General features: G+C 69.1%; 13 protein-coding genes. 6 read left to right on the plus strand and 7 right to left on the minus strand.

Features of this window, described 5'->3' with window-relative positions:
* Positions 1-30: 30 nt before the first annotated feature.
* A complete protein-coding gene (locus PHLH3_RS00105; protein WP_213627419.1) occupies positions 31-588 on the plus strand; it encodes a Sua5/YciO/YrdC/YwlC family protein in 558 nt (185 codons plus the stop codon).
* On the opposite strand, the gene PHLH3_RS00110 is transcribed toward PHLH3_RS00105, so the two are convergent.
* Positions 589-1566: a quinone oxidoreductase gene (locus PHLH3_RS00110; RefSeq protein WP_213627420.1), complete on the minus strand. Its 978-nt coding sequence runs from the start codon at positions 1564-1566 to the stop codon at positions 589-591.
* Positions 1567-1722: 156 nt separating this feature from the next.
* Between PHLH3_RS00110 and hemF the strand changes: the two genes are divergently transcribed.
* The gene (gene hemF / locus PHLH3_RS00115; protein WP_213627422.1) at positions 1723-2643 is read left to right on the plus strand and encodes an oxygen-dependent coproporphyrinogen oxidase; all 921 of its coding nucleotides are present in this window, start codon (positions 1723-1725) and stop codon (positions 2641-2643) included.
* Positions 2643-3467 carry a shikimate dehydrogenase gene (gene aroE, locus PHLH3_RS00120; protein ID WP_173174671.1) on the plus strand — a complete coding sequence of 275 codons (825 nt, stop codon included), beginning with the start codon at positions 2643-2645 and terminating at the stop codon, positions 3465-3467. Before hemF ends, aroE begins: the two co-directional genes overlap by 1 nt.
* Before the next feature lie 61 nt (positions 3468-3528).
* Here aroE and PHLH3_RS00125 read toward each other — a convergent pair whose 3' ends face one another.
* From PHLH3_RS00125 to betC, 3 genes are all read right to left on the minus strand, one after another.
* Positions 3529-5088: a SulP family inorganic anion transporter gene (locus tag PHLH3_RS00125; protein WP_213627424.1), complete on the minus strand. Its 1560-nt coding sequence runs from the start codon at positions 5086-5088 to the stop codon at positions 3529-3531.
* Between the two features lie 374 nt (positions 5089-5462).
* On the minus strand, positions 5463-6389 hold the full coding sequence (choX, locus tag PHLH3_RS00130; RefSeq protein ID WP_213627426.1) for a choline ABC transporter substrate-binding protein: 927 nt from the start codon (positions 6387-6389) through the stop codon (positions 5463-5465).
* A gap of 52 nt (positions 6390-6441) precedes the next feature.
* Positions 6442-7947 carry a choline-sulfatase gene (gene betC, locus PHLH3_RS00135; RefSeq protein ID WP_213627428.1) on the minus strand — a complete coding sequence of 502 codons (1506 nt, stop codon included), beginning with the start codon at positions 7945-7947 and terminating at the stop codon, positions 6442-6444.
* A 112-nt stretch (positions 7948-8059) separates the two neighbouring features.
* Here betC and PHLH3_RS00140 point away from each other — a divergent pair, with 112 nt between their 5' ends.
* Both PHLH3_RS00140 and PHLH3_RS00145 read left to right on the plus strand, forming a co-directional pair.
* Positions 8060-9013, plus strand: coding sequence for a LysR family transcriptional regulator (locus PHLH3_RS00140; protein WP_213627430.1), 954 nt, complete (start codon positions 8060-8062; stop codon positions 9011-9013).
* An 82-nt stretch (positions 9014-9095) separates the two neighbouring features.
* Positions 9096-9464, plus strand: coding sequence for a DOPA 4,5-dioxygenase family protein (locus PHLH3_RS00145; protein WP_213627432.1), 369 nt, complete (start codon positions 9096-9098; stop codon positions 9462-9464).
* A gap of 51 nt (positions 9465-9515) precedes the next feature.
* Here the strand turns inward: PHLH3_RS00145 and PHLH3_RS00150 are convergent, their stop codons facing one another.
* Together PHLH3_RS00150 and PHLH3_RS30595 are read right to left on the minus strand one after the other, a co-directional pair.
* Positions 9516-10955 (minus strand): FAD-dependent oxidoreductase, encoded by a 1440-nt coding sequence (locus PHLH3_RS00150; protein ID WP_213627434.1) that lies wholly within the window; start codon positions 10953-10955, stop codon positions 9516-9518.
* Positions 10956-11022: 67 nt separating this feature from the next.
* Positions 11023-11703 carry a GntR family transcriptional regulator gene (locus PHLH3_RS30595; protein WP_213627436.1) on the minus strand — a complete coding sequence of 227 codons (681 nt, stop codon included), beginning with the start codon at positions 11701-11703 and terminating at the stop codon, positions 11023-11025.
* 107 nt (positions 11704-11810) lie between these two features.
* Between PHLH3_RS30595 and PHLH3_RS00160 the strand changes: the two genes are divergently transcribed.
* Positions 11811-12665: a carboxylate/amino acid/amine transporter gene (locus PHLH3_RS00160; RefSeq protein WP_213627438.1), complete on the plus strand. Its 855-nt coding sequence runs from the start codon at positions 11811-11813 to the stop codon at positions 12663-12665.
* Positions 12666-12755: 90 nt separating this feature from the next.
* Here the strand turns inward: PHLH3_RS00160 and PHLH3_RS00165 are convergent, their stop codons facing one another.
* On the minus strand, positions 12756-13280 hold the full coding sequence (locus tag PHLH3_RS00165) for a transposase (RefSeq protein WP_213627440.1): 525 nt from the start codon (positions 13278-13280) through the stop codon (positions 12756-12758).
* Positions 13281-13316 lie beyond the last annotated feature (36 nt).

A 13316-nucleotide genomic window follows, 5' to 3' on the forward strand; every position in this document is an offset into this window, starting at 1 on the left:
CTCGCGCCATCGTTTTTCCGGGAGTGGGCAATGGTCAGCAACTGGCAGGTTCGGCAAGTGGCGCGGGTGGTACGGGGCGGCGGTGTGATCGCCTATCCGACGGAGGCCGTGTGGGGGCTCGGCTGCGACCCCTGGAACGAGGAGGCCGTCTATCGCCTGCTGGCGCTCAAGGCGCGACCGGTGGAGAAGGGGCTGATCCTGGTGGCCGACGCCATCGAGCAGTTCGATTTCCTCCTCGATGACCTGCCCGATGCCTGGAAGGAGACGCTGGCCGCCTCCTGGCCCGGTCCCAACACCTGGCTGGTGCCGCACCGGGACATGCTGCCCGAGTGGATCACCGGCAAGCACGACAGCGTCGCCCTGCGCGTCAGCGACCACCCCCTGGTGCGCCGCCTGTGCGCCGAGGTCGGCCCGCTGGTCTCCACTTCCGCCAACCCCGCCGGGCGGCCCTCCGCCGTATCGCGCCTGCGCGTGCAGCAGTACTTCCCCGGCGAGCTGGATGCCGTGCTCTGCGGCGCCCTCGGTGGGCGCCGCAACCCCAGCACCATCCGCGACCTGGTCACCGGGCGGGTCGTGCGCGCTTCCTGATCAGGGCAGCAGCACGCTCGAACCGCGCGTGCGCCGGCCGGCCAGGTCGGCATGGGCGCGAGCGATGTCGGCCAGTGCATAACGCTGGCCGATCTCCACCTTCAGTGCGCCGCTGGCGATCATCCCGAACAGCTCGTCGGCCATGGCCTGCAGGTTCTCCGGGGTGTCGGCGTAGCTGCCCAGGGTGGGCCGGGTCACGTAGATCGACCCCTTCTGCGCCAGCACCCCGAGGTTGACCCCGGTGACCGCCCCCGAGGCGTTGCCGAAGCTCACCAGCAGGCCGCGCGGGGCCACGCAATCCAGCGAGATTTCCCAGGTGTCCTTGCCCACCGAGTCGTAGACCACCGGGCACTTGCGCCCGTCGGTCAGCTCCAGCACCCGTTGCACCACGTCCTCGCGGCTGCTGTCGATGCACGCCCAGGCACCCAGCGCCTTGGCACGCTCGGCCTTCTCGGCGGAACCGGCGACCCCGATCAGGCGCGCGCCGATGGCCTTGGCCCACTGGCAGGCGATGGAGCCGACACCCCCGACGGCGGCATGGAACAGCACCGTCTCGCCGGCCTTCAGCGCGTGGGTCTGGCGCAGCAGGTACTGCACCGTCAGGCCCTTGAGCATCACCGCGGCGGCCTGCTCGTAGCCGATGGCGTCCGGCAGCTTCACCAGGTTGGCCGCCGGCAGCACGTGGTACTCGCCGTAGGCGCCCAGGGGGCCGGTGCCGTAGCCGACCCGGTCGCCCACCTTCAGGTGCTCGACGCCCGCGCCCAGGGCATCCACCTCGCCCGCGCCCTCGTTGCCCAGCCCGGAGGGCAGCGACGCCGCCGGGTAGAGCCCGCTGCGGAAATAGGTCTCGATGAAGTTGAGGCCGATGGCGTGGTTGCGTACCCGCACCTGGCCAGGGCCGGGTTCGGCGACTGGCGCCTCCACCAGTTCGAGCACCTCGGGACCGCCGTACTGGGAAAACTGCACACGCCTGGCCATGGTCGACTCTCCTTCCGGGAAAAGCCTCAATCCAAGCCTTCCGCTTGATCGGCGTCAAGCCACCGCGAGCCGCTCGCGGTGGTATGCTTGCGCCCTCTTTTTTCCCTGCAAGCCCCGTCCTGCGGCGCGCGCAAGCCGATCCAAGGTGCATTCGACGTGAGTAAACACATTGAGGCCGTGAAGGCCTACCTGCTCGATCTGCAAGACCGTATCTGTGCCGAACTGGCGGCCGAGGACGGCGGTGCCGGCTTCGTCGAGGACGCCTGGGAGCGCCCCGCCGGCGGTGGCGGTCGCACCCGCGTGCTGGAGAACGGCAAGCTGATCGAAAAGGGCGGGGTCAACTTCTCCCATGTGTTCGGCAGCAGCCTGCCGCCTTCGGCCAGCGCCCATCGCCCGGAGTTGGCCGGCCGTGGCTTCCAGGCCCTCGGCGTGTCCCTGGTGATCCACCCGGAGAACCCGCACATCCCCACTTCCCACGCCAACGTGCGTTTCTTCATCGCCGAGAAGGACGGCGAGGAGCCGGTCTGGTGGTTCGGCGGCGGCTTCGACCTGACCCCCTACTACGCCCATGAGGAAGACTGCGTGCTCTGGCACCAGGTCGCCCGCGACGCCTGCGCCCCCTTCGGCGCGGACGTCTACCCGCGCTACAAGGAATGGTGCGACCGCTACTTCCACCTCAAGCACCGCAACGAGCCGCGCGGCATCGGCGGCCTGTTCTTCGACGACCTGAACCAATGGGACTTCGACACCAGCTTCGCCTTCATGCGTGCCATAGGCGATGCCTACATCCAGGCCTACCTGCCCATCGTGCGCAAGCGTCGCAACACCCCCTTCACCGAGCAGCAGCGCGAATTCCAGGCCTTCCGCCGTGGGCGCTACGTGGAATTCAACCTGGTGTTCGACCGCGGCACCCTGTTCGGCCTGCAGTCGGGCGGGCGCACCGAATCCATCCTCATGTCCCTGCCGCCGCACGTGCGCTGGGGCTATGACTGGAAGCCCGAGCCGGGCAGCGAGGAAGCGCGCCTGACGGAGTACTTCCTGCAGGACCGCAACTGGCTCGGGGAGGCGGGGCTCTGATGGACCGCTACGCCGTCTTCGGCAACCCCATCGGCCACAGCAAGTCGCCGCTGATCCACCGCCTGTTCGCCGCGCAGACCGGCCAGGCGCTGGAGTACGAGGCGCTGCTGGCGCCCCTGGACGACTTCACCGGTTTCGCCCGCGCCTTCTTCGCGCAGGGCCTGGGCGGCAACGTCACCGTGCCCTTCAAGGAACAGGCCTTCCAGATGGCCGACAGCCTCAGCGAGCGCGCTCGTCGCGCCGGCGCGGTGAACACCCTCAAGCGCCTGGATGACGGCCGCCTGCTGGGCGACAACACCGACGGCGCCGGCCTGGTGGGCGACCTGGTGCGCAACGCCGGGCTCGAACTCGCCGGCAAGCGCATCCTCCTGCTCGGCGCCGGTGGTGCCGTGCGCGGCGTGCTCGAACCCCTGCTGGCGCAGCGCCCGGCGGCGGTGGTGGTGGCCAACCGCACGGTGGAGAAGGCCGAGCAGCTGGCCCGTGAGTTCGCCGACCTGGGTCCGGTGCTGGCCAGTGGTTTCGACTGGCTGGAAGAACCGGTGGACCTGATCGTCAACGGCACTTCCGCGAGCCTGGCCGGCGAGCTGCCGCCGATCTCGCCAAGCCTGATCGAGGCCGGCCACACGGTCTGCTACGACATGATGTACGGCGCGCAAACCACCGCCTTCAACCGCTGGGCCCATGAGCAGGGCGCCGCGCGCACCCTCGATGGCCTGGGCATGCTGGTGGAGCAGGCGGCCGAAGCCTTCCTGCTCTGGCGCGGTGTGCGCCCGGATACCGCACCGGTCCTCGCCGAGCTGCGCCGGCTGCTCGCCCAGGGCTGAGTGGATCGTCCCGGACGTAGGATGAGTAGAGCGCAGCGAAACCCATGCTGCTGCGCCTGTTCTAGCCCTCGATCACCAACCGGCTCTGCTCGTCCTCCAGCTTGCGCAGCTCGCGTTCCACCTGCGGCCGGGCGCGGCGCAGCACCAGGGTGCGGCCCTGCCCGTGCAGGCGACGGGCCTCGTTGTGCAGCAGGCTCACCCCGGCGAAGTCGATGAAGTTGATGTGGTGGGCGTCCAGCACCAGGCGCTTGCCCTGGCTGCGCTGGATCAGCCGCTGCACGTAGGGGCAGGCGCCGAAGAAGATCGAGCCCTCGATGCGCAGCACCTCCTCCTCGGCATCACCCGATTGCAGCACGCGCGGCCGCGAGGTGCGCTTGAGGTAGAAGAACAGCGACGCCAGCACCCCCGCATAGATCGCCGTCTGCAGCTCCAGCACCAGCGTGGCGAGGGCCGTCAGCGCCATCACCACGAACTCCGCCCGGCTCACCCGCCACAGCTGGCGCATGCCCGGCACATCGATCAGGTTCCAGCAGATCAGCAGGATGCTCGCCGCCATCGCCGGCAGCGGGATATGCGCGATCAGGCCGGCGCCCACCAGGGCGAACAGCGCCACCCATAGCGCCGAGCACACCCCGGCCAGGGGCGAGTGGGCGCCGGCCTGCAGGTTCAGCGCCGAGCGGGTGAAGGAGCCGCTGGAGAGGTAGCCGGAGAACCAGGCCCCGACCAGGTTGGACAGGCCCTGGCCACGGGTTTCCCGGTTGGCGTCCAGCACCTGCTGCGACTGGGTGGCCAGGGCCCGGGCGATGGCCAGGCTCATCACCAGGCCGAGCAGCCCGCAGGCCACCGCCGAAGGCAGCAGGCGGAGGATGTCGTCGAGGTCGAAACGCAAGGCCGTGAACGGCGGCAGGCGGCCCTCGAAAGGCGGCACCAGCGGCACGCCGGCCATGCTCCCGGGCAGCGCCAGCACCAGCAGGCTGCCCGCCAGCAGGCCCAGCAGCAGCGCCGGCAGGCGCGGGGCGAAGCGCCGCAGCAGCAGTGTCACCACCAGGGTGGCCATGGCCACCAGTACGGATGGCCCATGCACCTCGCGCACGTGCCCCGCCAGCTCCAGTGCACCTTGCAGCGCCGTGGCGCGGCCCTCCAGGCTCGGCAGGCCGAGCAGGTTGGGAATCTGCCCCAGGGCGATGACCAGCGCCGCGCCGCCGGTGAAGCCGATCACGACCGACTGCGAGACGAAGTTGGCCAGCGCGCCGAAGCGCAATGCGCCGAGCAGCCACTGGAACAGCCCGGCGAGGAAGGTCAGCAGCAGTACCAGGGCGATGTAGTCGCCGCTGCCGGGCAGGGCCAGGGGGCTGACGCTGGCGAACAGCACCACCGAGATCGCCGCCGTCGGGCCGCCGATCAGGTGCCAGGACGAGCCCCAGAGGCAGGCGATGATCACCGGCACCACGGCGGCGTAGAGGCCGTATTCCGCTGGCAGGCCGGCGATCAGCGCATAGGCGATGGATTGCGGCAGGGCGAGGATGGCGCCGGTCAGGCCGACCAGTGCGTCACGCCCCAGGCTGCGCCCGGTGGTCCGGGGCAGCCAGTCGAGGAAGGGGAAGAGGGTGGTGATTTTCATCGTGGGACGGGGCCCGGTCTCGTCGGCAGTGTGGGTGGGCGAATTCATTCGAACGTGGGAAACCACGTCCTTACGACGTGGTCATCAGACATCGGTTCTGCCCGTGACGATTCGAGCCGAGGCGTCGACAGGATGCGCTCGTGCCGTAGGGTGTGCCATGCGCACCGCCGCACGGTGCTTCCGGCGAGTCCCAGGTGCGCGCAGCACACCCTACGTCCGGAGTGAGTCGCGGGCTGCAACTCCGATGTCGGGTTGCGCACCCTTCCAGGGCACCAAAAGCAAATCCGCGCCTTGAGAACCTGGATTTTCACTCGCGACGGGCAGCGACCGTACGCCACCTCTTGTGGAAAGGGCCATGCCATCGGCCCCATGAATCACAGTTTCGCCTTCACCGCCGCCAGTGCGTCGCCGCCCTCGCGGGTGGTCACGCCCTGCAGCCAGCCCTCGACCACCTGCGGGTTGGCCTTGAGCCAGGCCTTCACCGCCTCGTCGTTGCCGGCGTTCTTGCTCAGCACTTCGTTCATCACCGCGTTCTCCATCTCCTGGGTGAACGCCAGGTTGGCCAGCAGCTTGCCGACGTTGGGGCACTGCTGGGCGTAGCCCTTGCGCGCCAGGGTGTTCACCGTGCCGCTTTCACCGAAGTACTTCTCGCCGCCCTTGAGGTACTTCATGTCGTACTGCACGTTCATCGGGTGCGGCGTCCAGCCCAGGAACACCACGAAGTCCTTGCGCTTCACCGCACGGCCCACCTGCACCAGCATCGCCTGCTCGCTGGATTCCACCAGCTTCCAGTCGCCGAGGCCGAATTCGTCGCCCTTGATCATGTCCTGGATGGAGATGTTGGCCGGGGAGCCGGCGGCGATGCCGTAGAGGGTGTGCTTGAACTTGTCGGCGTGCTTGTCCAGGTCGGCGAAGGTCTTCACCCCCGCGTCATAGGCGTAGCTCGGCACGGCCAGGGTGTACTCGGTGCCACCGAGGTTCTGCGCCACCTTGTCCACCTCGCCGGAGGCGACGAACTTGTCGTAGTTGCTCTGCTGGGCCGGCATCCAGTTGCCGAGGAAGACGTCCACCTGGCCCTTCTGCAGGCCGGCGAAGATGATCGGCACCGCCAGGGTCTGGGTCTCGGCCTTGTAGCCCAGGCCGTCGAGGAGCAGGCGGGCGACGCCGTTGGTGACGGCGATGTCGCTCCAGCCCGGGTCGCCCAGCTTCACGGTCGCGCAGCGGGCGTCCTCGGCGTGGGCGGTGGCGATCAGGGCGCTGCAGAGCAGCGTGGCGGCGAACAGCGTGGTGGTGGTCTTCATGCCTTTTCCTTGTGAGTGGAGGTGTGGCCGGCCGTGGGTTCGTCCCCTCTGGTCATGGCTGTGGATAACGTGCGCGGCGCTCCAGATCGTCGAGGTCGATGTGGTTGCGCATGTACTGCTGGCTGGCGTCCACCCAGGGCTGGTGGTCCCAGCTGGTGAGCCGGCCCTGCTCCAGGGCACCGGCGACGAAGCGGCGGCGACGCTGGCTGGCGAGGGTGGCGCCGTGGATCGCGGGGATGTCCCAGCGTGCCCGGGCTTCGGCGAGGAAGGCCGCGAGCACCTCGCGGTGGCTGGCGGAGGCCGCCAGGTTCTCCAGCTCGCGGGGGTCGCTTTCCAGGTTGAAGAGCAGCAGCGGGTCCTGCTCCGAGTAGATGAATTTCCAGGGGCCGCGACGGATCATCATCAGCGGGCCGGTGGTGCCTTCGGCCATGTATTCGCCGAACACCTCGTCGTGCCCGCCCTCGCCCGCCAGGTGCGGCAACAGCGAGCGGCCATCCAGTGGCAACTGCGGGTCCAGGGTGCCGCCGGCCAGCTCCACCAGGGTCGGCAGCAGGTCCATGGTCGACACCGAGGCCTTCACCCGGCGCGGCGCGAAACGCCGTGGCGCATGCACCAGCATCGGCACCCGCGCGGCCATCTCGAACCAGTGCATCTTGTACCAGAGGCCGCGCTCGCCAAGCATGTCGCCGTGATCGCCGGAGAACACCACCAGGGTGTCCTCGGCCAGGCCGCAGTCCTCCAGCGTCGCGAGCAGCGCGCCGACCTGCGCGTCGATGTAGCTGCAGGCGCCGAAGTAGGCGCGGCGGGCATCGATGACCTTGGACTCGGGCAGCGGCTTGTCCCACAGGTCGATGACCTTGAGCAGGCGCTGCGAGTGCGGGTCCTGCTCGTGCTGGGCCAACTGCACCGAGGGCAGCGGGATGTCGTCCTCGCGGTACAGGTCCCAGTACGCGCGGGGGATGGTGTAGGGGTCGTGCGGGTGGGTCATCGACACCGTCAGGCAGAACGGCCGCCCGGCCTGCTCGCGCACGTGGTCGTAGAGGTACTGGCGGGCCTTGAACACCACCTCCTCGTCGAAGTCCAGCTGGTTGGTGCGCACGCAGGGCCCGGCCTGCAGCACCGAGGACATGTTGTGGTACCAGCTCGGGCGCACGTCCGGCTCGTCCCAGTTCACCGCCCAGCCGTAGTCGGCGGGGTAGATGTCGCTGGTCAGGCGCTCCTCGTAGCCGTGCAACTGGTCCGGGCCGCAGAAGTGCATCTTGCCGGACAGCGCGGTGCGGTAGCCCAGGCGGCGCAGGTGATGGGCGTAGGTGGGCACGTCGGCGGGGAAGTCCGCCGCGTTGTCGTAGGCGCCGATCTTCGAGGGCAACTGGCCGCTCACCAGGGTGAAGCGCGAGGGCGCGCACAGCGGGCTGTTGCAGTAGGCCGAGTCGAACACCACGGCCGCTTCGGCCAGGCGTGAAAGGTTGGGCATGTGCAGGGGCAGGCCGCCGTGGAAGGGCATCAGCGGCGCGGCCATCTGGTCGGCCATGATGAAGAGGATGTTGGGGCGGGTCATGGGGCCTTCATCCATACGATCGGTTTATGCGAGAGTGCTGGCGTCGATCATGGAATCCCGGAAGTCCTCCGGTAAACCGCATGTGCGCACATGCCTCGGATAAGTGAATCTTATGGCAGACCTGCAACCCGAACTCTCCCTCGACCTGCTGCGCGTGTTCGAGGCGGCCGCTCGGCACCTGAGCTTCACCGCTGCGGCGGTGGAGCTGGGCACCACCCAGCCGGCGGTGAGCCAGCAGATCCAGCGCCTGGAGAAGCAGTTGGCCACGCGGCTGTTCGACCGTGTCTACCGCGGCATCGAACTGACTGACAGCGGGCGCCTACTCTTCGTTCATGTGCAGGATGGCCTGCGCGCCATCAACCTCGGGCTCGAGGCCGTCGGTGCGCGGACCCAGCACGAGGTGCTGCAGGTGGCCACCGACTTCGCCTTCGCCGCCTACTGGCTGATGCCGCGCCTGCATCGCTTCCACGAGTCCCACCCGGAGATCGACGTCAGCCTGGTGACCAGCGACCGCACCATGAACATGCTGCGCTCGGAGATCGACGTCGGCATCGCCTTCGGCGACGGTCGCTTCAAGCACGGCGATGCGCTGCTGCTGTTCCGCGAGGAGGTGTTCCCGATCTGCAGCCCGCGCCTGCTCAAGGACCAGGCAGCCCCCCTGCCCGCCGCCGCGCTCGCCCAGCTGCCGCTGCTGCATCTCAAGCCCGAGGTGCGCACCCGCTGGTTCGACTGGGAGGCGTTGTTCCGCGGCTTGGGCATCGACCGGCCACCGGGCTCCGGGTCGCTGCGCTTCGACAACTACACCCTGCTGGTGCAGGCCGCCATCGCCGGCCAGGGCGTCGCCATCGGCTGGCGCTACCTGGTCGACGAGCTGATCGACCAGGGCCTGCTGGCGCGGGTGATCGAGGGCAGCCTCACCTCCGACTTCGGCTATTACGTGGTGCTGCCCGAGCGCAAGCGCCGTGCGCGGGTGGTGGCCTGTTTCGTCCAATGGCTGCAGCAGGAGCTGGGCGACGGCGCCGACCCGGTACAGAGGATCCGCCATCGCGAAGGCATCGCCGTCTGAGCCCTGCCCCTGGCGAACCCCGAGCGGAGCCGCTCGGCTTGCGGGTACCATGCGAGCTTGCCGGTACCCGAGAGAGGCGAACATGCAGGCCGCATCCCAACCCCGCATCAAGGGCTTCCACGCCCATGTCTACTACGACGCCGAAAGCTACGAGCAGGCGCGCGAACTCTGCGAAGAGGCCGCGCGCCGTTTTCCCCTGAAGATGGGCCGCCTGCACCGCGAGCCGGTCGGCCCGCACCCGGACTGGAGCTGCCAGCTGGCCTTCCGCCCCGAGCTGTTCGGCGAGCTGGTCCCCTGGCTCGCCCTCAACCGCGCGGGCCTCAACGTGCTGGTGCATCCCATCACCGGCAGCGACCTGCGTGACCACCGCGACTACCCACTGTGGATGGGCGAGGTGCGGCCGCTGGACCTTTCCGATCTCAGCGACGGCGCCGTCGAGTACGACTTCTAGCAGGCCGCCTGAAAACCTGGACGAGGCAGCCGATGCAGGCGTGCCAGCCACTCAGTCCGGGTGCAACGCCGCCAGCACCTCATCGGCCGCCCGCCGGCCGGCGCGCACCGCGCCCTCCAGGTAGCCGCACCAGACTGGCGATGTCTCGCTGCCGGCCCAGTGCAGGTTGCCCAGCGGGGCACGCAGGTGGTGGCCATGGCGGCTCAGCAGGCCCGGCGGCAGGGGGGATACGCAGCCGGCGGTCCAGGGCTCGCGGTTCCAGTCCTGCTCCACGTACGCCAGTGGCCGGCCCGCTTCCTCGCCGAACAGTTGCACCAACTCCTTCAGCACCCGGGCCTGGCGCTTGCGCGGGTTGTTCCCCGCCCGCGCCGGGTCGAGGAAGGCCAGCAGCACGCCCAGGCCCTGGTCGGAAGGGCTGCTGTCGAAGGTCATCTGCACCAGAGCGGTGTCGATGAAGCCGGCGCCCGATAGCTGCGCCTCCCGCCAGAAGGGGCGCGCATAGCTGAGGTGCACCTTCATGCCGCTGCCGCCGGTCCAGCCCTTCTGCAAGGCGGCGCGACCTTTTGGCAGCGCCGGGGCGAAGCCGATACGGGCCATGTCGGCGGGCATCATCGCGACTATCACGCGGCGGGCACCTACGCGGCCCAGGGTGCAATCCAGGGTGACCGCTTCCCGGTCCCAGCCCTCGATGCGCCGCACCGGCGCGCCCAGCAGCACCGAGGGCCCGAGCTGCTGCGCCAGGTTCAGGGACAGCCGCTGGGCGCCGCCCTGCAGGCGGAACTGCTGGGCCTGGTCGTCCAGCGCGGCGAAACCGCCAGCGGAGTGCAGGTAGAACAGGAACCACAAGAGCGAGACCCGTGCCGGCGCGCTGTTCAGGGTGGTGGCGACCGTGGTGGACACCGCCTCGACCGCCTCGGCGTCGGCGCGCTCGGCCCTGAGCCAGGCGGCCAGGCTCCAACGGTCCCACTCCTCGGCATGGGGCGCAGCCCAGGGCGCTTCCAGGGGCACCTGCTGGGTCATGGCCTCCAGCCGCAGCTGAAGTGCGCGAACGGCCTCTCCCGGCGGCTCGTCGGCATCGAAGGTGTAGCGTTCGCCGCCCAGCAGGGCGGCCATCTGCCCTGCGCGGTACTGCGGCACCAGGGGCACGCCCAGGTCACCGGCCAGGGCCATCACCATCGGCTGGTCGCCGCCGACCCACTGGCCGCCGCCGTCCACTTCCAGGCCCTCGCCCAGCGGCTGGTTGACGGTGCGCCCGCCGACCCGCTCGCGCGCCTCCAGCACCACCACCCTCAGGCCGCTGCCGGCCAGGTGTCGTGCCGCCACCAGCCCGGACAGGCCTGCGCCGATGACCGCGACGTCCACATCCAGGACGGAAGGCTCGGGCACCGCCGCGCGGCCGGTCCGGGTGACGGCTGCGAGCAATGCCGCGCCGCTGAGGCACAGCAGGTGCCGGCGGGTCAGGGAAGGGGTTTCGAGCAGTCGATAGCGCATGGTGTTCTCCACTTGGTAACCAAGTTGCCGGAGGCAAAAAAACGACCGCTTCCCGCGGTCGTCGGGTTCAGGCCGAGGGGGTACGCACCGAGGCCAGGTAGAAGGGCACGGGGTCCTGGCGCGCCAGCAGCTGGCGGGACAGGGTCAGGTAGAACCAGCGCAGCTCGGCAGGGTCGTCGTCGGTGGCGTCGCGGTCGTCGGTCCAGCGCTGCCAGAGCGCCATTTCCATCTGCAGGATGCGATTGCGGCCGATGGCGGTGATGCGTTTCCAGAACGCGTCTTCCAGGCGCTGCGCCCCTGCGGCATCGAGCGTGGCCGGGCATGCCTCGACCTGCAGCAGCAACTGCTCCCGCTCGGCGTCCGTGGCATGGCGCGAGGCCGCCTCCAGCAGGCCGATGGCATAGAGCTGCTGGTATTCGGCCAGATCCCGCAACAGGCGCGAGGCGGCGTCGGACTGCAGCCGGTCGGCGCAGCGCAGCAGCAGCTCGAAGATCCGCGCATCGGCCCGGCCCGGGTCCAGCACGCGGCTGGCACCGCCCTGGCGGACTTCCACCAGGCCGGCGTCCTTCAGCTTGTGCACGGCCTGGCGCACGGTGATGCGCGAGACGCCGTAGCGCTCGGCCAGCAGGCGCTCCGCCGGCAGCGATTCACCGGGCGCAAGGTGACCGTCGAGTATCTCGATGAACAGGCCTTCCAGCGCGGCGTCAGCGGCGTGCCCCCTGGGGGCGGGTGTCTTGGATTCGTTCATGGCGGGAAAATCTACTTGGTTACCAAGTTAAGTCAAGGCCCCGTGGCGAATCGACGCGCAGACAGCCACACCCTATGATCCGCCGCCTGTTTTCGTGGAGTCCCGCCATGCGCCATCTGCTCGTCGTCACCCTGCTCTGGGCCTTTTCCTTCAGCCTCATAGGCGAGTACCTGGCCGGGCGGGTGGACAGCGATTTCGCCGTGCTGGCGCGGGTGCTGATCGCCGCCCTGGTGTTCCTCCCCTTCACCCGCTGGCGCGGCTTGCCGGCCAGGCTGCTGGCGGGGTTCTGGCTGGCCGGGGCGCTGCAGTTCGGCATCACCTACCTGTGCCTGTACCGCAGCTTCGCCGTGCTCACGGTGCCGGAGGTGCTGCTGTTCACCGTGCTCACGCCCATCTACGTGACCCTGCTGGACGATGCCCTCGCCCGGCGCTTCAGCCCCTGGGCGCTGTTGGCTGCGCTGGTGGCGGTGGGCGGCGGGGTGATCATCCGCTTCGATCGCCTGGAGGGTGACTACCTGCAGGGCTTCATCCTCCTGCAGGTGGCCAACGCCACCTTCGCCGCCGGCCAGGTGCTGTGCCGCCGCCTGCTGGTGCGTCACCCGGTGGAGCAGCCGCTGCACCGCTTCTTCGGCCACTTCTTCCTCGGCGCGCTGCTGCTGGCGCTGCCCTCCTACCTGCTCTTCGGCAACCCGGAGCGCCTGCCGCAGACGGCCGTGCAATGGGGAGTGCTGGTGTGGATGGGCCTGTTCGCCACGGCCCTGGGCATGTTCTGGTGGGTGAAGGGCAGCACCGCCGTGAGCGCCGGCACCCTGGCGGTGATGAACGAACTCCACGTCCCCGCCGGCCTGGTGGTCAACCTGCTGATCTGGAACCGCGACGCCGATCTCCCCCGCCTCGCCCTGGGCGGATTGGTGATCCTCGCCTCCCTGTGGATAAGCCGCTTCGGTCGGGCCCGGGCCTAGGGCTGGTGGGCTGAAGCCCACCCTACGTCTGAAGCAGAGTGCCCCCCGGCTGGATCGTAGGGTGGGCTTCAGCCCACCGAGATGCTTTTGCTACTCACCGAAGCCACCGGCATCTCCCCCGATCCCGGCCCAGTCCTCTGGCAGCAACCCATCACGCACGTAACGGTGGAAGCTTGAATAGGGCCAGTCCTTCGCTTGAGTGACCAGCCCATGCTTCACCGGGTTGTAGTGGATGTAGTCGACGTGCCGTTCCAGGTCGGCCTGGTCCCTTATCTGGTGCTCCCAGAAGCGCCGTTGCCAGATGCCTTTCTCCCGCCGGTTCGCCTTGCTTGCCGAGCGCGGGGACGGGGGAAGCGTCATGGAGAACTGGCTCTTGATCAGGCTCCAGCGGCGGGAGAAGTCAGCATCCCCGGGCGGCAGGGTCCAGATGGCGTGCAGATGGTCCGGCAGTACGCAGATGGCGACGGTGTCGAAGGGCATGCGTTGCAGGGCGATGGAGTAGGCCCGGCGCAACGAAGGGATGGCATCGGTCAGCAGAGTGGCGCGGCGATCGGCCAGGGTGATCGTGAAAAAGAAGGTGCCGCCGGGCACCAGGCTTCGGCGGTAGTTCGACATGGCAATCCGTTGCCTCGTGATCGGGTCCCATTCGGT

Source organism: Pseudomonas sp. Pc102, assembly GCF_018408275.1.
In the GTDB taxonomy this organism is placed as follows: domain Bacteria; phylum Pseudomonadota; class Gammaproteobacteria; order Pseudomonadales; family Pseudomonadaceae; genus Metapseudomonas; species Metapseudomonas tohonis.